General features: G+C 67.8%; 16 protein-coding genes. 13 read left to right on the top strand and 3 right to left on the bottom strand.

What is annotated here, in order from left to right; genetic code table 11:
* Nucleotides 1–90 precede the first annotated feature (90 nt).
* From Asera_RS31935 to Asera_RS34105, 6 genes are all read left to right on the top strand, one after another.
* Complete coding sequence (locus Asera_RS31935) at nucleotides 91–2,076, top strand: heavy metal translocating P-type ATPase (protein ID WP_035298969.1); 1,986 nt, start codon at nucleotides 91–93, stop codon at nucleotides 2,074–2,076.
* Complete coding sequence (locus Asera_RS31930) at nucleotides 2,073–2,669, top strand: GNAT family N-acetyltransferase (RefSeq protein WP_030450026.1); 597 nt, start codon at nucleotides 2,073–2,075, stop codon at nucleotides 2,667–2,669. Before Asera_RS31935 ends, Asera_RS31930 begins: the two co-directional genes overlap by 4 nt.
* Complete coding sequence (locus Asera_RS31925; protein ID WP_211255828.1) at nucleotides 2,666–3,019, top strand: hypothetical protein; 354 nt, start codon at nucleotides 2,666–2,668, stop codon at nucleotides 3,017–3,019. Before Asera_RS31930 ends, Asera_RS31925 begins: the two co-directional genes overlap by 4 nt.
* Nucleotides 3,016–3,279, top strand: a complete 264-nt coding sequence (locus tag Asera_RS31920; protein ID WP_211255827.1) for a hypothetical protein — start codon at nucleotides 3,016–3,018, stop codon at nucleotides 3,277–3,279. The genes Asera_RS31925 and Asera_RS31920 overlap by 4 nt, the downstream gene beginning before the upstream one ends.
* Nucleotides 3,269–3,694 (top strand): YkvA family protein, encoded by a 426-nt coding sequence (locus Asera_RS31915; RefSeq protein WP_030450025.1) that lies wholly within the window; start codon nucleotides 3,269–3,271, stop codon nucleotides 3,692–3,694. Before Asera_RS31920 ends, Asera_RS31915 begins: the two co-directional genes overlap by 11 nt.
* Before the next feature lie 178 nt (nucleotides 3,695–3,872).
* A complete protein-coding gene (locus Asera_RS34105; protein WP_169745939.1) occupies nucleotides 3,873–4,262 on the top strand; it encodes an ATP dependent DNA ligase in 390 nt (129 codons plus the stop codon).
* A gap of 70 nt (nucleotides 4,263–4,332) precedes the next feature.
* Here the strand turns inward: Asera_RS34105 and Asera_RS31905 are convergent, their stop codons facing one another.
* Nucleotides 4,333–5,151: a tetratricopeptide repeat protein gene (locus Asera_RS31905; protein WP_280529776.1), complete on the bottom strand. Its 819-nt coding sequence runs from the start codon at nucleotides 5,149–5,151 to the stop codon at nucleotides 4,333–4,335.
* 40 nt (nucleotides 5,152–5,191) lie between these two features.
* Nucleotides 5,192–6,463: an IS256 family transposase gene (locus tag Asera_RS31900; protein WP_212804791.1), complete on the bottom strand. Its 1,272-nt coding sequence runs from the start codon at nucleotides 6,461–6,463 to the stop codon at nucleotides 5,192–5,194.
* A gap of 238 nt (nucleotides 6,464–6,701) precedes the next feature.
* Between Asera_RS31900 and Asera_RS31895 the strand changes: the two genes are divergently transcribed.
* The 4 genes from Asera_RS31895 (at nucleotide 6,702) to Asera_RS31880 (ending at nucleotide 9,379) form a co-directional block, all read left to right on the top strand.
* Nucleotides 6,702–7,625 (top strand): endonuclease domain-containing protein, encoded by a 924-nt coding sequence (locus tag Asera_RS31895; protein WP_169745936.1) that lies wholly within the window; start codon nucleotides 6,702–6,704, stop codon nucleotides 7,623–7,625.
* A gap of 51 nt (nucleotides 7,626–7,676) precedes the next feature.
* Nucleotides 7,677–8,033 carry a hypothetical protein gene (locus Asera_RS31890; protein WP_212804777.1) on the top strand — a complete coding sequence of 119 codons (357 nt, stop codon included), beginning with the start codon at nucleotides 7,677–7,679 and terminating at the stop codon, nucleotides 8,031–8,033.
* A 29-nt stretch (nucleotides 8,034–8,062) separates the two neighbouring features.
* Nucleotides 8,063–8,488, top strand: coding sequence for a hypothetical protein (locus tag Asera_RS31885; protein WP_212804776.1), 426 nt, complete (start codon nucleotides 8,063–8,065; stop codon nucleotides 8,486–8,488).
* 270 nt (nucleotides 8,489–8,758) lie between these two features.
* Nucleotides 8,759–9,379, top strand: coding sequence for a hypothetical protein (locus Asera_RS31880; RefSeq protein ID WP_030449963.1), 621 nt, complete (start codon nucleotides 8,759–8,761; stop codon nucleotides 9,377–9,379).
* A 143-nt stretch (nucleotides 9,380–9,522) separates the two neighbouring features.
* Here Asera_RS31880 and Asera_RS31875 read toward each other — a convergent pair whose 3' ends face one another.
* Entirely contained in the window at nucleotides 9,523–10,164 is a 642-nt protein-coding gene (locus Asera_RS31875) for a hypothetical protein (RefSeq protein ID WP_157035243.1), read from the bottom strand.
* Between the two features lie 981 nt (nucleotides 10,165–11,145).
* Between Asera_RS31875 and Asera_RS31870 the strand changes: the two genes are divergently transcribed.
* From Asera_RS31870 to Asera_RS31860, 3 genes are all read left to right on the top strand, one after another.
* The gene (locus Asera_RS31870) at nucleotides 11,146–11,616 is read left to right on the top strand and encodes a DIP1984 family protein (protein ID WP_030449965.1); all 471 of its coding nucleotides are present in this window, start codon (nucleotides 11,146–11,148) and stop codon (nucleotides 11,614–11,616) included.
* A 941-nt stretch (nucleotides 11,617–12,557) separates the two neighbouring features.
* Nucleotides 12,558–16,757: a LamG-like jellyroll fold domain-containing protein gene (locus tag Asera_RS31865; RefSeq protein ID WP_169745937.1), complete on the top strand. Its 4,200-nt coding sequence runs from the start codon at nucleotides 12,558–12,560 to the stop codon at nucleotides 16,755–16,757.
* Nucleotides 16,758–16,919: 162 nt separating this feature from the next.
* Nucleotides 16,920–23,723 carry an RHS repeat-associated core domain-containing protein gene (locus Asera_RS31860; protein WP_051803121.1) on the top strand — a complete coding sequence of 2,268 codons (6,804 nt, stop codon included), beginning with the start codon at nucleotides 16,920–16,922 and terminating at the stop codon, nucleotides 23,721–23,723.

Raw genomic sequence — 23,723 nt, 5'->3', positions numbered from 1 at the left:
TAGCGTAACCCGCATGTATGAAGACCTCTTCATGTGTTCTGGTATGGTCGGCGGCCGGAGCCACCGATCACCCGGCCGAGGGGAGCTGCCGTGAGCAGCCTGACCACCACGCCTGCCCCGCCACGAACCCCACCACCGCTGCCGGTACGCCGCACCCGGCTGTTCGCGCTGCCGGAGATGCGCTGGGCGGCCACGGCGCTGGTGCTGTTCCTCGCTGGGCTGTCCGTCCAGCTCGTCGGAGGGCCGGCTTGGGCGTCTTGGCCGCTGTATCTGGCCTGCTATGTCGCCGGCGGCTGGGAGCCCGGCCTGGCCGGGCTGAAAGCGTTGCGGGACAAGTCACTCGATGTCGACCTGCTGATGGTCGTCGCCGCCATCGGTGCCGCCGCGATCGGACAGGTACTCGACGGGGCGCTGTTGATCGTCATCTTCGCCACCTCCGGCGCGCTGGAGGCACTCGCCACCGCCCGTACCGAAGACAGCGTGCGCGGCCTGCTGGACCTGGCCCCCGACACCGCCACCCGCCTGGACGCCGCCGGCCGCGAGACGACCGTACCGGTGGCGCAGCTGGCGGTCGGCGAGCTGATCCTGGTCCGCCCCGGCGAGCGCATCGGCGCCGACGGATCGGTGACCGACGGCGCCGGCGAGGTCGACCAGGCCACCATCACCGGCGAGCCGCTGCCGGTGGACAAGACCACCGGCGACGAGGTGTTCGCCGGCACCCTCAACGGCGCCGGCGCCCTGACCGTACGGGTGGACCGCCCGGCCGGCGAGTCGGTCGTGGCGCGCATCGCCGCTCTGGTGGCGGAGGCGTCGCGCACAAAGGCCCGCACCCAGCTGTTCGTGGAGAAGGTCGAGCAGCGGTACTCGGTGGGCATGGTCGCGGCCACGATCCTGCTGTTCGTGACCCCGCTGCTGTTCGGTGAGGCGGTGCGCACCTCGCTGTTGCGGGCGATGACCTTCATGATCGTCGCCTCCCCGTGCGCGGTCGTACTGGCCACGATGCCGCCGCTGTTGGCCGCGATCGCCAACGCGGGCCGCCACGGCGTACTCGTCAAGTCCGCGGTGGTGATGGAACAGCTTGGCACCACCACCCGCGTCGCGTTCGACAAGACCGGCACCCTGACCCGCGGCGTGCCGCACCTGGCCGAGATCCGCGCCGTGCCCGGGTACACGGACCAACAGGTGCTGGCGGCCGCGGCCGCCGTCGAGCACCCCAGCGAACACCCGCTCGCCGCCGCCGTCGTCCGCGCCGCCCGCGACCGCGGCATCCCGGTACGGCCGGTGGACTGGTTCAGCGCGCAGCCGGGCCGCGGCGTGTCCGCCCGCCTCGACGCCGAGCTGGTACAGGTCGGGGCCCCGACCGCGCTGCTGCCCTCCTGCGCCACCGGCCCGGACTTCGCCGCCGCCCGCGCCGCCGCCGAGCAGCTCGCCGACAGCGGGCAGACCGCGGTCGTGGTCCTGGTCGAGCACCATCCGGTGGGCGTGCTGGGCATCACCGACCAGCTGCGACCCGACGCCCGCGGCGCGGTGGCCGCCGTGGCCGATCTGACCGGTCAGCTGCCGGTACTGCTCACCGGCGACAACCCGCACGCCGCCCGCCGCCTCGCCGATCAGGTCGGCATCCCAGACGTGCACGCCGGGCTGCTGCCCGAGGGCAAGGTGACCGCCGTCCAGAAGCTGGAGCGCGCCGGCGAGCGGGTCGCCATCGTCGGCGACGGCATCAACGACGCCCCCGCCTTGGCCGCCGCACACGCCGGCATCGCCATGGGTGGCGCCGGCTCCGACCTGACCCTGCAGACCGCCGACGCCGTCGTGGTCCGCGACGAGCTCACCGCGGTACCGGCCGTGATCGCCCTGTCGCGTCGCGCCCGCCGGGTGGTGAGCGCCAACCTGGTCATCGCCGCCACCTTCATCACCGGCCTGGTCGTCTGGGACCTGGTCGGCCACCTCCCGCTGCCGCTGGGAGTGGCCGGCCACGAAGGCTCCACCGTCATCGTCGGCCTCAACGGACTGCGCCTGCTGCGCACCGCCGCCTGGCCCCATCCCACCCGCCGCAACGTCCGGGGCCAGCGATGACCGCCGCCGGCACGCCACCGTCCGGGCGGTTCCCGGCCCAGGTGAACATCGTGGGGTTGGGCCTGCACCTGCGCGAATGGGGCGACGCTGATCTACCCGCCATGGTGGAGTTGTTCGACGATCCGACGGTGGCCGCGTGGACACCACTGGCCTCCCCGTTCGACCTGTCCGCTGCCCGCGAGTACCTGGACCAGGCCCGAATCCGGCGCGCCGAGGGCCGCAGTATCCAACTCGCCATCACCACCGACCGCGTCGATCCGCTCGGCGAAATCCTCCTGTTCGCCACCGGTCCCGACGGTCGCGGCCCCGGAGGCCCGTCCGCCGAACTCGCCTACGCCATCGGCCCCACCCACCGCCGCCAAGGACTCACCAGCCGCGCCGTCAGGTTGATGACCGACTACGCGTACCACACGCTCGCCATGCAACAGGTGCTGCTCCGCATTGACCCCGCCAACACCGCCAGCAACGGCGTCGCCCGCGCCGCCGGCTTCCTCCTCACCGGCACCCCACCCGACACCGACGGCGCGTCCGGGCCACTGCTGACCTGGCGGCACGTCCGAGGCCGCGGATACCCCGGCATGACGGGGCGGTGACCGTGACCGATGATCGGGCCCGGCGTCGGCTGCTGCGCCGTGGGTACGCGCTGGAATTGGTCACCCTGGGCTGGAGCATGATCGGCATCGCGGTGCTAGCGGTCGCGGCGATGACCGCCCGCTCGGTCGCGCTAGCCGGCTTCGGCCTCGACTCGCTGATCGAGATCGGCGCCTCCACCGTCGTGCTCTGGGAACTGTCCGGCGCCGGCGCGCGGCGGCAACGCCGCGCGCTGCGGCTGATCGGCGCCGCGTTCGCCGCACTGGCGCTCTACCTCGCCGTGCAGTCCACCCTCGTCCTCGCCACCGGTCGCGACACTCGCCGGCCGGGATCGCCTGGACCGCGCTGGTGATGTTCGGCCTAGCGTTCGGGAAGACCCACACCGGCGCAGCGCTGGGAAACCGAGTACTGGCAGTCGAAGGGCGCGTCACGCTGGTCGACGGCATCCTCGCCGCTGCGGTACTGGCCGGGCTGGCGCTCAACGCGACAGCCGGCTGGTGGTGGGCCGACCCACTGGCCGGCTACGTGCTGATGTTCTACGCCGCGCGCGAGGTCCGCAACATCTGGCACGACACCAGCGATACCGGGAAGATGGCAAGCGATGTGGACTGAGCTGCTGATCGCCGCGATCAGCGTGATCGCCGGCGTGCTGCTGCTGTGGCTCGTGCTGGTAGCAGTCCTTGCCCTGGCGCGGCCGAAAGGCAACGCGCTGACCGAGATGCTGCGCATCCTGCCCGACCTGCTTCGCCTGGTCACACGACTGGCCCGAGACAACACCCTGCCCCGCGGGGTACGGATCCGATTGTGGCTGCTGCTGGCCTACCTCGCCCTGCCATTCGACCTGATCCCGGACTTCATCCCGGTACTCGGCTACGCCGACGACGCCATCATCGTCGCCCTCGTCCTGCGCTCCACCATCCGACGCGCCGGCACCGACTCCATCGCCCGACAATGGCCCGGCACCCCCGACGGCCTGACCGCCATCCACCGCCTCACCCGCACCACACCCGCCCGCAACCAGAGGTGACCAGCAGCGTCAGCACGAGCCGAAGCCACCCAGGCTGAGCGCCGCCCACAACATCCGCGGCAACGCACGATGTCCGCCGTCTTACGGTGCCGCACCGAAAGCCCGAGTCAAACCAGAGGAATACAACAGCTCTCGAATACGGACGTGTTACCAGTGGGTACGGCACACCACGGAGTGTGTGGTCGGTGGGCTCACCGGTTCGCGATCGGAGCCCGAAACACTCATCCTCGGCCGGTTCGACGCCGACCACCGCCTGCGAGTGGTCGGTCGAACGACCCGCATCACTACCGCGCAGGCGGCGCAGATCGCGCCGCTGTTGCGCCCACCCGACCGTGGTCATCAACGCGCCACACATCCGTGGCCGCAGCCGCTACCGGCAGGATGGCTCGGCCACATCGGCCAGCCCGAAGCGGTGCCGTATCGACCTGTCGAGCCCGAACTGGTCGTCGAGGTCTCCGTTGACCGCAGCAGTGAGCAAGGCAGGTTTCGGCACCCGGTGCGTCTCGTCCGTCATCGAGCAGACATGTCACCGTGGCAAACACCGCCGTTTCGAAGAGATGAGCCCTGAACAAAAGATGACTCCCGAGGCTCCGCTGTTGGGGCTCGGTCTCGAGCTATCTCAGAAACAATCGTTTCCGCTACACATCCGATTTGCGAGCAAACCGTCGCCAAGCGACCGTCTCGGCATCCAGGGCCGCAAGCCTGTTCATCGCGCTAGCGTGTCTGGCGTCGGCGGCGCGGCGGTACCACGTTTCGGCCTCGGCGTTCTCACCCCGTCTGGCCAGCAGGACCCCGAGGTTGTACATCGCGCCGGTGTTTCCGGCGTCGGCGGCGCGGCGGTACCACGTTTCGGCCTCGGCGTTCTCACCCCGTCTGGCCAGCAGGACCCCGAGGTTGTACATCGCGCCGGTGTTTCCGGCGTCGGCGGCGCGGCGGCACCAGGTCTCAGCCTCGGCGTTATTACCTCGCCGGGTGAGCAGGACCGCGAGGTTGTTCATCGCGCTGGTGTCACCAGCGTCGGCCGCACGCCGTCGCCAGGCGTTCGCCTCGGCGTTCTCACCCCGCCTGGTGAGCAGGACCGCGAGGTTGTTCATCGCGCTGGTGTCACCGGCGGTGGCGGCGCGGCGGCACCAGGTCTCGGCCTTGGCGTTCTCACCCCGCCTGGCCAGCAGGAGCCCGAGGTTGAACATCGCGTCGGTGTTTCCGGCGGTGGCGGCGCGGCGGTACCAGGTCTCAGCCTCGGCCTTCTCGCCCCGCCTCGCCAGCAGGACTCCGAGACCAGTCATCGCGTCGGTGTCACCGGCGGTGGCGGCGCGGCGGTACCAGGTCTCAGCCTCGGCCTTCTCGCCCCGCCTCGCCAGCAGGACTCCGAGACCAGTCATCGCGTCGGTGTCACCGGCGGTGGCGGCGCGGCGGTACCAGGTCTCAGCCTCGGCGTTCTCACCCCGCCCGGCCAGGGGTCTGTCAAACGTTCGGTGTATCTCAGGGTTGGGTGGGTTACTTCTTGCCGGCGGCCAGACGGCCGTCGAAGGCGATGTCGAACGCGTTGAGTGCGGGCTTCCACCGCATCATCCAGCGTTTGCGTCCGATGCCGGTCGGGTCCAGGCTCATCACCGCCATGTAGACACACTTGAGCGCGGCCTGTTCGTTGGGGAAGTGCCCGCGGGCCCGCACAGCGCGACGGATCCGGGCGTTGACCGACTCGATCGCGTTGGTCGAGCAGACCACCCGCCGGATCTCCGGGTCGAACGCCAGGAACGGCACGAACTCGGCCCAGGCGCGTTCCCAGAGCCGGACGATGGCCGGGTATCGGGTGCCCCACGCCTCGGTGAACTCGGCGAACCGCTCGGCCGCGGCGGCCTCGGTGGGCGCGGTGTAGACCGGCCGTAGCGCCTTGGCGATAGCGTCGAAGTGCTGCCGGCCGGCGTAACGGAAACTGTTGCGCAGCAGGTGCACCACGCAGGTCTGCGTCACCGTGGCTGGCCACACACTGGCGATCGCTTCCGGTAGCCCGGACAGCCCGTCGCAGACCATCATCAACACATCGGCCACGCCCCGGTTCTTCAGCTCAGTGAGCACATGCAGCCAGTACTTGGCGCCTTCACCGCCGTCACCGGCCCACAGCCCGAGGATGTCACGGTTGCCCTCGCAGGTGACCGCCAGCGCCACATAGATCGGCCGGTTCGCAACCTGACCATCACGGATCTTGACGTGGATAGCGTCGATGAACACCACCGGATACACTGCATCCAGCGGCCGGTTCTGCCACTCGACCATGCCCTCGATCACCTTGTCGGTGATCGTGGAGATCGTCTGGCGTGACACCTGCGCCCCATACACCTCAGCCAGATGGGCCTGGACCTCGCCGGTAGTCAATCCCTTGGCCGCCAGAGAGATCACCATCTCATCGACCCCGGACAGCCGCTTCTGTCGCTTCGCCACGATCCTCGGCTCGAAACTGCCATTGCGGTCCCGAGGAACATCCAGCTCGACCGGACCGACCTCGGTGAGCACGGTCTTGCTGCGGACGCCGTTGCGGGAGTTGCCGCTACCTCGACCAGCCGGATCGTGAGCCTGGTAGCCCAGATGGTCGGTAATCTCGCCCTCCAACGCCGACTCCAGCACCCGCTTGGTCAGCGCCGCCAGCAGCCCGCCCTCCCCGGTCAGCTGCAGCCCACCGGCCTTGGCCCGATCGACCAGCTGATCAATCAGCTGCTCATCCAGCCCGCCCAGGCCAGCCGCCCGTGTCGGATCGTCGGTGTTGTCCATACCAGACATCATCTCGGTCATCGATGTCACTTCCATGATCGGGAGTTACACCGAACGTCTTACAGTCCCGTTCGCCACGGTGCACCGCCGATATACACGGCGACGCGGAGGCGCACCCGCCAGAATCCTCCGGGCGCGGCTCCAGGGCAGGCGTCGCGGATTTCTGTCGTACCGCGTTAGTACGGTGGGTCGTCGATCCGTCACGGAGTCTTAGGCATGGATGGCGGAGGTGTCATCGGTGGGCTTTCCAGTGGGGCCGTTGCTGGGCCAGATGCCGGAGCATCGGCGTCTCAGTGTCGTGTGGCAGCTGATCCTGGACCACGACGCGGACGGCATAGAACGAGCTATCCGCGACCAGCTCGGCACGTCGTGCCTGACGGACGTGGCCGAACCATGGGAGGTCGTGGACTTCGATCTGCTGGCCGTGGAAGGTGATGACGGCCGCTATCACCTGCAGCGCGGAACGACGCTGGTATGCGGCGGGGTCCGTCGGGGCAAGAATCCAGCCGGTGTCGTGCACAAGCAATGGTGTTCCTGGTGGTCAGACGGCAACCAGTACCGGATCCAACCGCCGAGTTGGGCGTGGGGCGAGGCGATGGTTCTTACTGCTGATCGGCGCGGAGACCGGACGGTGTCGTGGCGTGTCCATCCGACCGGCAAGGTGACCACGCCAGACTTGGTGCCACCACGCCGCCGCTGCCCCGAGGGCGCCCACCTACAGTGGCCTGCTCACGTGGCAGGAACCAAGCGGTTGGCGCAGATCCGCCGTCGGCTACTCGCTGAGTTTGGGACCGCCTGCCAGGCCTGTCATCGGCGGTTCGCTGTGATCGTCGATCATGACCACTTCACGGGCAGAGTCCGCGGAATGCTGTGCCAGATCTGCAACAGCACCATCGATCGTTGCCTTCACCTGACCGGATGTGCGCGGGCGGCTTACCTCAATGCGCCGCCGGCCGCACCGCTGGGGTTGCTGTACCCCAAGTCCAACCACGAACAACTCAGGAGCACAGATCGCGACAGGATCAGGTTGCTGGGCTATAACCCCCTCTACCGCGGCCCGACCGCGACCCGGCGCGCGACGAGCACGGTCGGGCGGCTCGCGGCCCCGCCACATTCTGAGCTGCCGACCGTGCACCGGCCAACGCAGGGCTCACTGTTCTGACGTCACCGACCCTGATACAGGCAGGCCGGGCTGTTTGAAGGAGATGAGGCTGTGCTTGTCCTCGCTGAGATGATCGCTACCTGGGCAATGGCCACGATCCCGATGACCCTGATGTTAGGCGTGATCCTGCTCAACAACCGGCTGCTGCTGTCGCTCGTGCGCACGTACGGCGAGGGCAGCCGAGAGAGACTGATCGCTGCGGCCAACCTTCCCGCTGCGAAGAGAAATCGGGAGTCGGTTGAGACAGCCATCATCCGTGATCAGGCCCGGTCGGCGGGTATCAGCGTCCGACTCCTGATCAACATGACGCTCCCCCTTGTGTTCGCCATCGCCATGGTCCCGGGTCGTGGGAGCAGCTGCGCCAGTACCACGCCTGGTACGCGACCGCCCTATTTGCCTTGGCGGTGATGGCCGGTGGGTCCGGCCTCGTGGTCGTCGTGGACAACATCCTCACGCGCGGCTCCAGCAGCGACGCGCTCGTCCACTCGATCGTCAAGGCACTTGCCGCCATGAGGCTGTCGCCTCATGGCGGCAACGAAACCCGGGAAGCCATTACCAGGCGCTTGTCGGAGGTGGAACGACGCATCCGACACACCACGCGTCGCAGCGATGCGTGGGGACCAGCCAACCGGCGTGCCCTCGAGACGGCTGGATTGCACGCCGCTCGAGATCTTGCTGACCGGCAACGCGACTTCCGCCTCGGCATGGCAACCCGCAGCGAGCTGCGCAAGCACCTGTCCCCGCTGCTTGCGACGGCCACCATCAGCGGCTGGTCTGTACCGACACATGCAGCCAGACGATGCTCGCCGCTGCCAACACGAACGCATCATTGTCGACGCCACCGCCGGCTCATCGCCAGCTGATGATCCGGGTCGGGGCGGTTGTTGCCGCGGGAGCTCTGGCCATCGGTATGTGGCACGTTCCCGGTGCACACATCCCCGCTACCGTGCTCGCCGCACTCATCGCTCTCATCGGTGCGGTGCTCGGTTCACCGCAACGTAAGTAGCACGATCGACTTCTTTCGACCAGCGCGACGCGAAACCATCCGCCCGCAACGAGACGTAGCACAGCTCGGATGCTCCTGCTGCAGGAGCGGTGATAGTAATGACCGGACCACGAATCGGAGAGGCAACATGACCATCGAGTTCGACCTCGGCATCGTTCCGATCTCGCCACGGACAGGAACGGAGCCGATCATGGGCGCCGATGGTCCGACCGGCGCCACGCTGGCGGACTTCTGGTCCTGGTCGAGCTCCGATCTGCTCGGCAACTCGTTGCGTGGGGTATTCGCCGAGTACCTGGTCGGCCGCGCGTTGGGCTGTGTCGACGGCGCCGCCCGCCGCGAGTGGGACGCCGTCGACCTGGCGACCGTCGACGGGCTGCGGGTCGAGGTCAAGACTGGCGCCTACCTGCAGACCTGGCCACAGACCGGCCCCTCGGTCATCAAGTTCGATGTGGCCCGCAAGAAGAGCTGGGACTACTCCACCAACACCTCGGCGCAGATCGCGTCGCGTGGCGCAGACGTGTACGTATTCTGCGTGTTCACCGCCCGAGACCAACCGCAGGCAGTCCGCGACGATCTGACCCTCGACACGTCGTACTGGGACTTCTACATCGCCCGGACAGCCCGGTTGGACACCGTGCTGGGCGACCAACAGACGATCACGTTGTCCGCGTTGGTGAGTCGAGTGCAGCCGCAGAAGGCGACCTATGAACAGCTCAAGGCCGCGATCCTGCGTGCCGCCGACCACTGATCCCAGCCACGGCGCGCTCGCCCAGCACCGTCGCTCGTGCTGACGGTTCAGTGACTCGCTCCGCTACGCAGGCGGTTGCGACCATGGCCGTCGCTGTCGGCGATGCCTCGCGGCCAGGCTGGCGCGCCTGGCACGAGCCGGTGTCATGATGATTCGTCGGTGCTGTTCGAGCGGGTCAGCACGGGGAGCCCCAGCGTCGTCAGCAGCGTGAAGAACTGGTCCTCCGCGAAGACATCACCGCCGTCGAGCGCCGCCTCCACCGCCTCGACGTTCGGTGCGCAGCCCGCCTCCTTCGCCCACGCCACGGCGCGCGGTGCGGCGATACTGGGTGCCGGAGCCAACTCGTACAGCGGGCGGCACGCTTCACAGTAGCGGTCCTGCCAGAACTCGTCGTCGTCGGGCAGTTCCTCGTCCTCCTCCACCGCAAGGCAGTCCGTGTACGGCGAGCCGAGATAGTCGACCAGACGCTCCAGCATCAGCCAGCCGCTCCACCGGCCCGCCCTGGGGCTGTAGCCGACCACCTGGGCGCCGTCGCTGGCCGCCACGATACCTGCCAGTACCGGCCAGCCGGTCTGCGACTGCAGCGACTCCAGCAGCTGTTCCCGGCCGTCCGTGCCGGTCATCGGAAGCTGCCAGTGCTGCGGGGCCCGGTGGAGTTGAACCGCCTGCCAACCGTCCCGTCCGACGCCGTGCCAACCGAGGTGCTCGGCCAGCTCCCGTACGCCGTCCAGCTCGGGAAGCGGCCGGTCGCTGCGCGCCACGAGGAAGGTTCCCCAAAATCCCATGGCCCGCATTATCGGGTTCCGCAGCGCCTTCCCGCCGCCGACCGCCGGTCCGACCGTCAGTTGCCCAAAGACGGCGTGCTTGGCGGCTCCTCCTGCCAAGGAGGAGTCCGGTGCAGCGCCGCGGAGACGGCGACGCCGGCCTTGGCTGTGAGTGCCCGGTGTGGTCGATACCCAGCTGCCGAGCGAGGTTACCGGTGTGCACGATGACGGTGGCTTCCAGTAGTAGGGCGTAGGTGTCGGCGGCAGAGCGTATGCGGCTGCGAGCGATGGCTGCGAGAAGAAGGGCGACCGGTGCGGCTGGCCACCACCAGAACGCCAGGGGTGCGTATAGCAGGGCCCAGCCGGCGAGGGTGGTGGTGCGGGTGAGGGCTTGGCGGGCGGTGGTGACTTCGGCTCGGACAGGTTCGGGCAGGGTGAGCCACAGGTGCGGCCAGAGGGTGGCGAGGTCTAGGTGTCGGTCACGCCTGAGCCGCACGGCGGTGGCGTGCAAGCGATCGCCGCTCCAGGTCGGCCGGTCCGGTTGTTGGGTGGCGATGCTGGTCATCGCATGTAGCGCGTTGTAGCGGGCGGTCGGTCGGTACGACTTCCTGCGGCTCGGGCCTTGGCGGCGCTCTCGCGCAGTCCCCGGTAGGTAGTGGCGGCGGCGTTCCAACGGGTGCGTCGGTGGTTCACGAGTCGGCCGGCAAGGTGGCGTATCGGGGCCGGCCACACACGCCAGTCCGAGGCGAGGATGAGGCGCTCAAGGGCCGATCCCAGTGCTTGAGCGGCCAGCCCGATGGCGGCGGAAGCCGCGAGGACAGCGGCCAGCAGGACAACTTGGCCGCCGGCTGAGGCCGCGGCTGGTTCAGCCGCCCACCCGGTGATGCGGCGGGCACCACCGCCGCCCCGCGCCGGTCGGTGTCGGTTGCTTGGTGCCGGGGTGCTCGCCCGGCGCGAGCACGCCCGGCTGCATACTGGGACACCCGTAGCCGAGGAGGTCCCGTGAAGCTTGCTGAGGCATTGGCCGAACGCGCTGAGGCGGTCCGCCGGGTCAGCCAGCTGCGCGCCCGGATCATCGGGTCGGCGCGGTATCAGGAGGGTGAGACTCCACCGGAGAACGCGGCGGAGTTGCTCGCCGAGTCCGAGCGGGTGCTCGACGAGCTGGAGGCGTTGATCCGCCGGATCAACGCGACCAACGCGGCCACCCGGCTCGATGACGGGGCCACGGTCACCGACGCGCTGGCCCGGCGCGACGTGTTGCGGCTCCGGCATTCGCTGCTCACCGCCCCGGCGGACGCGGCCGCCGGCGCGGACCGGCGCGGCGCCGGTCGGCAGCTGCGGTCCGAGTTGCTGATGCTCTCGGCGCTACCGGTCGCCGACCTGCGTGGTCAGGCCGATCGGCTGGCCCGCGAGATTCGCGCGGTCGACACTCTGATCCAGCGGGCGAACTGGGAGGTCGACCTGATCGACTGACCGTCCACGGAGGTGTAGGTAGCCGTTCGGAGGCGTGCACGAAGCCGTGGCCGGCGGTCAAACCGGCCCCTCCTGGACGCACGGCGGGCAGTGCGGGGGTTCAATTCCCCCAGCCACATGGCAGCCCAGCACGGCGCACAGGTAACGGCGTACGGCGCACCACGCATCACCGCGTGCAGATCCGACCCGGCGAGGGTGGGGCAGGGGCAACTCCGTGGCATGGTCGGGAAGCCGCTTGGACGCGATGCTTCATCTGTACGGCGCAAGAAAGAAGATCAACGCGTGCCCCTTCCGCTTGCGTACGATGGGCGAGACGCGCACCTCGTTGATGGCCGTCAGAAATCACACACGGCTATCGCGATTCGAACGCTGCGCTGGCGCCGATAGCGAGCCGCCTGCCGAGCTGATTACGCCCGTCGTCCTACGGTCAACTCGCCCGCCCCGCGGGCAGTAGCGCCTCCGCTGACTTACGGGACAACCCCAGTCCGCTCCCGAGCCGCTCCGCTCCCGAGCCGCGCAGTTTGCGTGCGGCGACACGTGCAGCATTAGCGCCAAGAGTCCGAACGCAGCCTCTGGGTGGGCCCGGGCGGACGTGCATCAGTGCCGTCCGTGACGGTTCCTCGTCTCCGCAGCGCGGCGCTCCCGCGGGCTTTCGCCGCCGCAACGGCGGGTCCTGTCGGCGCGTCAATCGGCCTTTCGGGTCATTTCTTCGATGCTGATTCGAGCCGATGGTGTTGATCTGCACACTATTGCCGGTTCCATTTTTGTTACTGGGCTGTGCGGTAAGTCATCGTTACTTGGCGGAGCCTTGTGTCGACTCGGCGTGTTCTCTACTGTCCTTGCCGCTGTCAGAGATTTCTCAGCGTCTGTTAACCCTTGACCTTTGCGTTGCCGTTGCGTGACGGCTGCGGCGCTGCGTCATGGCCAGGCATGGAGGCGGCATGCGCAGGTTCGGTGGTGCTTCGGGCGGACTGTGGTCGATGGGTCGGTTGCGTGCCGCCGCAGTGGTGAGTGCGGCTGCGCTGGTGGCAGCGCTGGTGCCGCTGGCGAACTCGGCGCAGGCGGCCCCGTCGCACAAAACCGCCGACAGCGCCGAGAGTGTAGACACGTCGGGGACAGCGTCGGTGGCGGATGCGCGGGCGAAGGCCCGGTCGTCCGGCAAGGAAGTCGAGGTCACCTCGCTGCGGGGGATCAGCAGCGAGACGTACGCCGACCCGGACGGTTCGATGACGGCCGTGCAGCACACGCAGCCGGTGCGGGTGAGGCGCGGGAACCAGTGGGCGAGCATCGACACGACGTTGCAGGTGTCGGCTGACGGGTCGGTGTCGCCGGCTGCGGTGGTGCCGGATCTGGTGTTCTCCGGTGGGGGCACGGGGCCGTTCGTCCGGATGGCAACGGCCGGACGGCGCATGTCGTTGTCGTGGCCGGGCATGAGTTTGCCGGCCCCGTCGGTGGACGGATCGGTGGCTACCTACCAAAACGTTCTGCCCGATGTGGACTTTCGTCTGACGGCAACCGCCGCGGGATTCTCCCAGCTGTTGGTGATCAAGACCCCGGATGCCGCGCAGAACCCGGCGCTGGAGCAGCTTCGGTTCTCGGTGGCCACACAGGGTTTGTCGGTGTCGGTGACCGCCGACGGCTCACTGTCGGCGGTCGACACGGGCGCGGGCGGCGCGGTGTTTGTCGCGGACCAACCACAGATGTGGGACTCGGCGCCACCGTCCAGCAGCCCCACGACCGATGGGTCGCGAGACGGTGGTGTCAAGGCGCAGAGCCTGCCAGGTGGGGGCACCGATGTTGGTGGGGCGAGCCACGTGGCGCCGGTGCCGACGACGATGGACGGTTCCACGCTGACGCTTCATCCGGACCAGGAGCTGCTGGCCGACTCCTCGACGCAGTATCCGGTGTACGTGGACCCGCATTGGTATACGCCGAAGGCCGGGCAGTGGGCGATGATCGCGGCGGCCTGGCCGGATGAGTCGTACTACAAGTTCAGTGGGAGTGAGGGCGTCGGCTATTGCGATGTCTCGTGGGACGCGCGTTGTGTCAAGAGCGGTAGGAAGCGGCTGCTGTACCAGTTCCCGGCGAGCACCTTCGCGGGGAAGAAGATTCTCAGCGCAACGTTCACCGGTTACGAGACTTCGGCCTACCAGTGCGGCACGGACCAGGGCATCCAGTTGTGGCGGGTGACCCACTTCGGTTCCAACGTGACCTGGAACAACCACACCGGGGACTCGAACTGGTTGACCTATCTGCAAACCCGTAACGTCTCGTACTGCTCGTCGACGCCGGTGGAGTTTGCAGACTCGACGGTGACCGCGGCGGTGCAGGACGCCGCCACCCGCAGGTACGGCACGATCTCTTTCGGGCTGCGGGCGAGTTCGGAGTCCTCGATGTCGGACTGGAAGACCTTCGCGTCCGGCGCCCATCTGCGGGTGAACTACAACGCACCGCCTGATCAGCCGCGGATGAAGAACCTGTCGATGAGCCCGGGCGGGGCCTGCGTGTCCACGGACATCCCGGCGGTCAACCAGCGGCCGATGCTGTATGCGGTGTTGTCCGACCCCGACGGCGATCAGCTGTACGGCGAGTTCAAGGTGGCGTGGACGGAGGCGGACGGGACCGTTCATTCGTGGGACTCGGGCAAGGTGGGCAAGAAGGCGTCCGGCGGCACCTTCGACGTCCAGGTCCCGGACAGCTTCGTGATGTCGGAGACGATAACGATCCACTGGGAGGTCCGCGCATACGACGGGTACGAATGGTCTCCGTGGAGTTACTCCGGTGGCTCACCGACCTCGTGCTACTTCCGGTACGACACCTCGGTGCCGACGCCGCCGAAGGTAGACTCGGCCGACTATCCGGCGTCTGATCCCAGCAATGCGGATGATCCGTGGATCGACGGGGTCGGCAAGTACGGCACGTTTACCGTGACGCCCACCGCCGATGACGTCGTCAAGTACCAGTACTGGCTGAACGACGGGGCGCATGTCAGCGTCACTCCGTCCGATCCCAAGAATCCGGTGACCCTGCAACTGGCGCCGTCGGAGGTGGGGCTGAACTATCTGCGGGTCCAGGCATTCGATGCTGCCGGCAACGCCAGCGCGATCTATCAGCACATGTTCCGGGTGCAGGCCGGGGCGGCGGCCGTCGACCGCTGGGCACTGGACGAGCCGACAAACGCCACCACCGCAGCGGATGCGAACGGTAGCCTCGCGGCCACCGTGAACGGCGGAGCCACGATGGGCATCGACGGTGTGCAGAACACGGCGATGCAACTCAACGGCACCGACGCATACGCGGAAACCTCCGGCTCGGCCGTCGACACCAGCGCAAGTTTCAGCGTCTCGGCGTGGGCGAAGCTGCCGGCTGACAAGCCGAACCATCCCGGTATCATCGCGACGCAGGCCGGGACCAACAAGTCCGGCTTCGAGCTCTACTACTCGTCGGCCTACGACCGGTGGATCTTCAACCGGTACGACTCGGATTCGCCCGACGCTTCGCTGACCCGCGCCAAGTCAACGGCGGCGCCGACAGGAGATCGCTGGTACCTCCTGGTGGGCGTCTACGACGCGGTGCAGCAGACCATCGCGCTGTATGTCAACGGCGTCTTGCAGCAGACCACCTCGTTCGGCACGCCCTGGAAGGCCACGGGCGACGTGCTCATCGGAGCCGGCTGGTACGGGTCTCGTGACGGGTTCTTCTCCGGCGACATCGACGACGTGCAGCTGTTCGACCGGCTGATTACGGGGTCGGAGGCGCAGAACCTCTACACCCAGCGGCCGGTCGTGGCGGCGCGGTGGCGGCTCGATGACTCCGGTAACGCGGTGCCTGCCCCAGCGGCGTACTGGAAGATGAACGAGGCGGCCGGCGCGAGTCGTGCTGAGGACACCGAAGGCTCGTTCCCGGCCGGGGCGCAGGGAGGGGTCAGCTTCGGTGCGGCCGGCAAGGTGGACGGTGCGGTGCAGTTGAATGGCACCGACGGCTACCTGGCCACCTCAGGCCCGGTGCTGGACACCAGTAAGAGTTTCAGCGTGTCGGCGTGGGCGAAGCTGCCGTCGACCAAGCCGACAGGCTCGGCGATCATCGCCACGCAGGACGGCACGAACGCCTCGGGCTTCCAGCTCTACTACTCCGGGTACTACGACCGCTGGATCTTCGGCAGGTACGAGTCCGATACCTCGGGCGCGCCACTGGACCGGGCACAGTCGGACTCACCGCCGCCGGGAAACACCTGGACCCACCTGGTCGGTGTGTACGACGCATCAGCGAAGAACATCAAGCTGTACGTCAACGGTGTGCTGCAGCAGACCGTCTCATACACCAAGCCGTGGAACGCCACCGGTGTGGTGCAGATCGGCGTCGGCTGGTACGGCCACCGCAGCCTGTTCTTCCCGGGCGCCGTCGACGACCTGCGACTGTTCGGTACCGCATTGGACGGTTCACAGGCTGCGGTGCTGGCGGACGGATCGTTGCCGGCGATAACCGCCGACGACGGACCGAACGGCCTGCACGCGCAGATGACCGGCGGCGCTCACATCGATCAGGGCGAAGGCTGGGTAGATCCACCGGGCGCTCTGGTCCTCGACGGGCAGGACGACTACGCCAGCACGTCGGGTCCCGTCGTGGACACCAGCGGCAGCTTCACGGTGGCCGGTTGGGTCGACACTGCCGCGATGCCCGACCATCGGATGACGGTGTTCTCTCAGGCCGGATCGGTCAACTCCGGATTCGAACTGTGCCTGGACCCAGCCGCGGCCGACGGGGCCGGCGGCTACCGGATCGTCATGCCCGGCGCCGACGAGACCGGCGCGAGCGAGACCACCGCCGACAACTCGATCTTCCAGCCCTACGGCGGCTGGGACCACGTCGCGATCGTCTACGACGCGTTCGCCCGCGAGATGCGCCTGTATGTCGACGGCCAACTCGAACAGACCGACACGCGGAACTCCTGGAACGGCAACGTGATCGGCTTCAACGCCGGCGGAGACTTCCAGCTCGGCCGGGCGCTGGAGGGCGGCAGCTGGAGCGGGTACTGGTCCGGCGCGATCGACGACGTGTGGGCGTTCGAGGGCGTCTTGACCGAGGACCAGATCCAGGTCCTTGCCACGGGTCAAGACATGCCGACCGTGCCCGGCCCCTGACAGCGACCGACAAGACCAACCATCGTCCGGGGATCTTCCTCGGCCGACGGCCCTACCTGAGCGACTTTCGACCACGTGATGCGGCGGAGGGAAGACATGGACGGCAGCGGCAGACACGCCGGAATGTTCGTGGGCCGAAAGTGGGGCCGTGTCCGGCGGCGCATGCTGGTACTGGCGGCGGCCAGCGTGACGCTGGTGCTGGCAGGTAACCTGATGCAGGCGCCGTCGGTGCGGGCCGAGGACCATCACAGCCTGCCGACCGTGCATGAACGGGAGCACCCGGTCGCCGGCCACGCGCTGTCGAAAGTCAAACCACGGCGTATCGACCCGCTGGTGAAGAAGGGGAAGGCGCACCCCGCCGTCGTCTGGCCGAAAGCTGGTACGGCGACAGTAAGCCTGCCCACCGCAGCGCACGCATCGCGGACCGGGACAGACGAGCCCGGTCAGGTGCGCCGCGCCGGGCAGACCGTCGTGCAGGTCGGCAAACCCGCCGCCGGCCACTCCGCTACCGCCGGCAGCGTGCGGGTGCACGTGCTGGGGCGGACGGTGGCCAAGCACGCGAAGGTCGACGGGGTCCTGCTGACCGTGAGCCGCACCGATGCGGACACCGCCGGACGTGTTGAGGTCCGGGTCGACTATTCGGGGTTCGCTGCGGCCTACGGCGGGGACTATGCGGGACGGCTGCGGCTGACCCGGCTGCCGGCCTGCGTGTTGACCACGCCGACCGTCCCGAAGTGCCGCAAGGCAACTGACCTGCGTAGCCGTAACGACGGTTCGCAGCAGACAGTCAGTGCGGTGGTGACCGCCGAGCCGGCAAGCGGGACCAGCGCGTTACAGGACATGACGGTGTTGGCGCTCGCGTCGTCGTCGTCCGGCGCGAAGGGCGACTACGGCGCGACGTCGCTGTCGCCAGGGTCGAGCTGGCAGACGTCCATCCAGACCGGTTCCTTCTCGTGGTCGTATCCGTTGCGGGTACCGGCGGTGCCCGGCAACGTGACACCGGACCTGGCGCTGGGCTACTCGTCCGGGGCCGTCGACGGCGCCACCTCCGCGACCAACAACCAGGTCTCCTGGCTGGGCCAAGGTTTCGACATGTGGCCCGGCTACATCGAGCGTTCGTACAAGTCGTGTTCCGACGACGGTGCTCCCGAAGGGCCGTACGGCAACAAGCCGGTCGACCGTTGCTGGGACTACGACAACGCGACGCTGGACTGGAACGGCCACTCCGGCCAGCTGATACCCGATTCCGACGGTACGTGGCGTCTCAAGGACGACGACGGCACCCGGTTCGAGAAGGCGACCGGCGGCACCAACGGCGACGACGACGGCGAATACTGGGTGGCGACCACCCCGGACGGCACCCGCTACTACTTCGGCCGCAACCGGCTGCCCGGCTGGTCGACCGACGACCCCACCACGGACTCGACCTGGACCGAGCCGGTGTACGGCAACGACTCCGGCGAGCCGTGCCACGGCGACAACTTCGACTCCTCGTGGTGCCAGCAGGCGTGGCGGTGGAACCTGGACTACGTCGTGGACCCGCACGGCAACGCCATGTCGTACTGGTATGGCAAGGAGACCAACTACTACGGCCGGGACCTGGACCCGGCCAAGGGCACCGTCTACGTGCGGGGCGGCTATCTTGACCGTATCGAGTACGGGCAGCGTTCGGATTCGCTCTACTCGACGAAGGCCCCCGCGCGGGTGCTGTTCGACAACGTCGAACGCTGCATCCCCGATGCCACCTTCGACTGCGACCCCGCGCAGATCGGCACGCACCCCGACTACTGGCCCGACGTGCCCTGGGACATGAACTGCACCTCGGGCCAGGACTGCACCGACGGGCACGGCTCGGCGACCCCGACCTTCTGGACCCGCAAACGCCTGGACGCGGTCACCACCCAGCTCATCACCTCCGACGGGGCCGGCTACCAGGACGTCGACTCCTGGTCGTTCGGCCACACCTGGGGTGAGGCGGACATCGACCGGTCGCTGCTGCTCACCTCCATCCAGCACACCGGCAAGGCCGCCGGGGCCACCGCGATCACCCTGCCGAAGGTGACCTTCGACTACGTGCAGAGGGCCAGCCGGATCGACTCGCCGACCGACGACATCCCGCCGTTCATCAAGTACCGGCTGTCGTCGGTGTTCGACGAGTCCGGCGGCGAGCTGGACGTCAACTACTCCGAGCCGGACTGCGCCATCGGCGACCTGCCGGACCCGGCGACCAACACCCGCCGCTGCTATCCGGTGAAGTGGATGCCGGCCGGCTACACCGAGTCGAAGACCGACTGGTTCAACAAGTACGTGACCACCAAGGTCATCCAGACCGACCGCACCGGCAAATCCCCGGACCAGATCACCGAGTATCACTACCAGGGTGGCGGAGCTTGGCACTACGACGAGCCGAACGGGCTGGTCAAGGAGAAGGACAAGAGCTGGTCGCAGTGGCGGGGCTACGCCCAGGTGCTGGTGGAGACCGGCGGCACCGAGGGCATGAAGACCCAGACCGACCACTTCTACCTGCGCGGGATGGACGGCGACCGGCAATCCGCCACCGGCGGGCAGAAGTCGGTGTCCGTCGACGACGGGGAAGGCGACACGTTCACCGATCACGACGCCTACTCCGGGCTGCAGTACAAGCTCGTCCAGCATGACGGTGTCGGCGGCGCGGTGCTCAGCAAGACCGTGACCAAGCCCTGGTCGCACGCGACCGCGTCGCACACCTACTCGTGGGGCACGCTGACCGCTCAGCTGACCGGCTCGTCCGGGGCGGAGTCCTGGACCGCGCTGGCCGACGGGACCTGGCAGCACACCCAGACCGACGAGACGCACGACACGACCACCGGCGCGGTCACCCAGACCACCGACTACGGCGACACCTCCACCGCCGCGGACAACCGCTGCACCCGCATCGACTACGCGCAGAACACCACGGCGTGGATGCTGACCTACCCGAAGCGGGTGGAGACCGTGGCGGTCGCCTGTGACGCCACGCCCAGCCGCCCGGACGACGTGCTCTCCGACCTGCGCACCTACTACGACGGCCACACGTTGGACGCGGCTCCCACCACCGGCGAGGTGACCAAGACCGAGAAGATCGCCTCCTACACGGACAGCACACCGACCTATGTATCGGCCGGCACCGACACCTACGACGCATACGGGCGGCAGATCTCCAGCACCGACGTGGCCGGACGCACCGAGACCACCTCCTACACCGAAACCCACGGCCTGACCACGAAGATCATCACGACCAGCCCGCCCGCGGTCGCCGGGGACGCCTCGACCGAGCAGTCGATCACCTCGACGATCGATCCCACGATCGGGCAGGCCACCGAGCAGATCGATCAGAACGGCAAGAAGACCGACCTGGTCTATGACGCGCTGGGGCGCCTGCTGAAGGTGTGGCTGCCCAACACCCGGATGGGCGCCAACAGCCCGAACTACGAGTATTCTTACCGCTTCGCCGAGGGCGACATCGTCGCGGTCGGCTCACGGCACATCACTCCGGCCGGCGGGCAGACCCCGTGGTCGTACACGCTCTACGACGGGTGGATGCGCGAACGCCAGACGCAGCAGGTGGGCGCCGACGGCGGACGCCTGATCGCCGACACCTTCTACAACTCGACCGGCAAGGTGTCCAAGACCTACGACCCTTACTACAGCACCGGAGCGCCCTCGACCGTGCTGTTCGGTGTCGACCAGGTCGGCAACGTCGAAACCCAACACGCCAACACCTACGACGGCGCCGGCCGGCTCACGGCGGAGCGGTGGCTGGTCGGTAGTTCCGGCACCGACACCGCGACCGAGAAGTGGCGCACCAGCTACTCCTACACCGGCAACAGCGTGTCGGTCACCCCACCGGCCGGCGGCACCCCGACCACGACCATCAGCAACGCCCACGGCCAGCAGACCGAGATCCGCACCTACCTGGGCGCCGATCCCACCGGCACCTACCAGTCGACCACCTACACCTACACGGCGGCGGGAAAGCTCGCGACGGTCACCGACCCGTCCGGGTCGGTGTTGAGCCACAGCTACGACCTGCGCGGCCGCGAGATCGAGCAAAACGATCCTGACTCCGGCAAGACCAGCTACAGCTACAACGACCTGGACCAGCTGGTCTCCACCACCGACGCCCGCGGCAAGAAGATCGTCTACAGCTACGACGGGCTGGACCGCAAGACCGCCGAACACTCCGGCTCGGCGACCGGTGACCTGATCGCCACCTGGACCTACGACACCCTCGCCAAGGGCACCCTGTCCAGCTCGACCCGCTACTCCAACGGCGACGCCTACACCACAAAGGTCAACGCCTACGACAACCTCTACCAGCCGCTGCGGCAGACCATCACGATCCCGGAATCAGAAGGCGCACTGGCCGGCAGCTACCAGTTCAACACCACCTACAACCTGGACAGCACCGTCCGCTCGACCGGGTCGCCGGCCGCCGGTGACCTGCCGGCCGAGGCGATCGTCTACGGCTACGACGACCTCGCCCGGCCCATCACCTCCAAGGGCCTGTCCACCTACGTCACCGCCACCCACTACTCTCCGACCAACCAACTGGATCAGCTGGTCCTGTCAGCCGGCGGCAAACAGGTGGGGGAGACCTACTCGTACGAGTACGGCACCCGCCGGCTGGCCGAAGCACGGGTCGACGTCCAAGACATCCCCGGTGTACCGCGCGACGCGAAGTACGGCTACAACGACGCCGGCGACATCACCTCCATCGCCGACGTGTCCAAATACGGCACCGACACCCAATGCTTCTCCTACGACCACCTGCGCCGCCTCACCCAGGCATGGACGCAGAACACCGCGACCTGCGACGCGACACCCAGCAGCGACGCGGTCGGCGGGGTGGCACCCTACTGGCACACCTACAGCTACAACACCACCGGGGACCGCACGCAGCTGGTCGACCACGCCACCGGCACCGGCGACACCGACAGCACCACCACCTACACCTACAACCCCGACTCGCCCCAGCCGCACGCGCTGCAGTCCACCTCGACCACCTCGGGCGCGCTGACCGAGTCGACCAGCTACACCTACGATGCGGACGGCAACACCACCTCCCGCACCATCGGCAGCAACACCCAAACCCTCGACTGGACGATCGACGGGCGGCTGTCGACCGCGACCAGCCAATCCTCGGGCGACTCGACCAACTACGTCTACGACACCGACGGCAACCGCCTGGTCCAGCACACCGCCACCGACGCCACCCTCTACCTACCCGGCATGGAACTGCGCTTGGACTACGCGACCAGCGCCGTCACCGGCACCCGCTACTACAGCTTCGCCGGACGACAGATCGCCCAGCGCACCGCCAGCGGAGTGCAACTGCTGGCCACCGACGCGCAGAACACAGCCGTGGAGTCCATCGACGCCAGCGGGAACATCACTCGCCGCTACTACACCCCGTTCGGGCAGCCCCGCGGCGACGGCGGCGGTACGTGGCCGGGCACCCACGGCTTCATCGCCGGTGTCGACGACCCCGCCACCGGGCTGGTGCACCTGGGAGCCCGCGAGTATGACCCGGACCTGGGACGGTTCATCAGCCCCGACCCGATCGTCGACGTGACCGATGCACAGCAGGCCAACGGCTACGCCTACGCCAACGACTCACCCGTCAGCAACACCGACCCGTCCGGTACGCGAGCCGCCGCACTCCATAACGGCGGCTACTGCGGCAAGAAATGCCGGAGGACTGAGGTCGACCCAGACTGGGGGAATACCACGGTCGGCAACACATCGATCACCGTCCAGCGGAATGGTGACGGGTCGAGCACGCTCGGCGGGACGTTGGATGTGCCCAACACCGTGGATGCCGAATGGCTCGCCTGGGGCATCAACCGGCGGATGCAGCTGTGGCTGTATCACCACCCGAACGGGGTGATGACCGAGGCTGATCTGCTGCAGATGGCCATCGATACTTGCGCCACCGAGATGGCCTCGAAAGTGATGACCTGCGGGAACGGCCCGGGCTCGTTTATGCAGGGCATGCATCTGAGGCTCAACGAGATCGAGTTCGTCAACAAGCACGGCAGTTACGCCTCAGAAGACGACATCGCCAACTTCAAGGCCACCCAACGCGCCGGGGAAGCCGGGGCTGGTGTAGATGGTGGCGGCGCTAGCGGAGGCGCGGACGAAGGTGGCAGAGGACGCGGCGGCAAGTCCCGCGGCGGCGATTCACGCGGTGGCAAATCAAGCGCCATGGCGCCGCGGGATGGCCGTGGTAGATCGGGTGCCTGTCACAGTCACAGCTTTCCGACCGGCACTAAGGTCGTGCGCGCGGACGGTAGCGCCGTGGCGATCGACAAGATCAAGATTGGTGACCGTATCCGCAACGCCGCCCCCGGCGCCAAGCACAGTCAGACGCACCGCGTTGACCGAGTCATCGTCACCCACCACGACCGCCGCCTGGTCGAACTGACCGTCGCCGCCCCACACGGCCTACAGACCGTGTCGGCCACACCGACACATCTGTTCTGGGACGCCGGCCGCGACCAATGGGTACCGGCCAGCCACCTCAAACCCGGTGACCTGCTGCAAACCACCGGCGGGCATAAACTACGCATCACCGCCACCCACACTCGCACCAACACCGGCGTCACCTACGACCTGACCATCCACAACCTCCACACGTACTACGTGCTGGTTGGAATCGCCCCGGTCCTCGTCCATAACTCTGGATGTGACGAATGGGCCGCCGAATTCAAGAAGCAAAATGGTGGCGAAATCAAGACCTTTTATGGGCCCGGAGGCAAAGAACTACCAATGGGTCCATACAGGCCGAAGGGCCCTGGAACTCCCGAGCTTGACGAGCCCTGGTTCCACCACACTGTCGTAGTTCGGGACGGCAAGGTTTATGATCAGTGGCATCCGAAGGGCATCGGAATTGACGAGTACAAGACGCGCTTTGATTACGCGGAAGACATCGATTTTGGATTCTGA

This window comes from Actinocatenispora sera (assembly GCF_018324685.1).
GTDB classification, from domain to species: domain Bacteria; phylum Actinomycetota; class Actinomycetes; order Mycobacteriales; family Micromonosporaceae; genus Actinocatenispora; species Actinocatenispora sera.
This window is presented reverse-complemented; position numbering and strand designations above follow the sequence as displayed.

Coding starts and splice junctions, on each gene's coding strand:
- Asera_RS31930 (WP_030450026.1), top strand. CDS start 2,073: ATGACCGCCGCCGGCACGCCACCGTCCGGGCGGTTCCCGGCCCAGGTG.
- Asera_RS31915 (WP_030450025.1), top strand. CDS start 3,269: ATGTGGACTGAGCTGCTGATCGCCGCGATCAGCGTGATCGCCGGCGTG.
- Asera_RS31900 (WP_212804791.1), bottom strand. CDS start 6,463: ATGGACAACACCGACGATCCGACACGGGCGGCTGGCCTGGGCGGGCTG.
- Asera_RS31880 (WP_030449963.1), top strand. CDS start 8,759: ATGACCATCGAGTTCGACCTCGGCATCGTTCCGATCTCGCCACGGACA.
- Asera_RS31875 (WP_157035243.1), bottom strand. CDS start 10,164: ATGGGATTTTGGGGAACCTTCCTCGTGGCGCGCAGCGACCGGCCGCTT.
- Asera_RS31865 (WP_169745937.1), top strand. CDS start 12,558: ATGCGCAGGTTCGGTGGTGCTTCGGGCGGACTGTGGTCGATGGGTCGG.
- Asera_RS31860 (WP_051803121.1), top strand. CDS start 16,920: ATGCTGGTACTGGCGGCGGCCAGCGTGACGCTGGTGCTGGCAGGTAAC.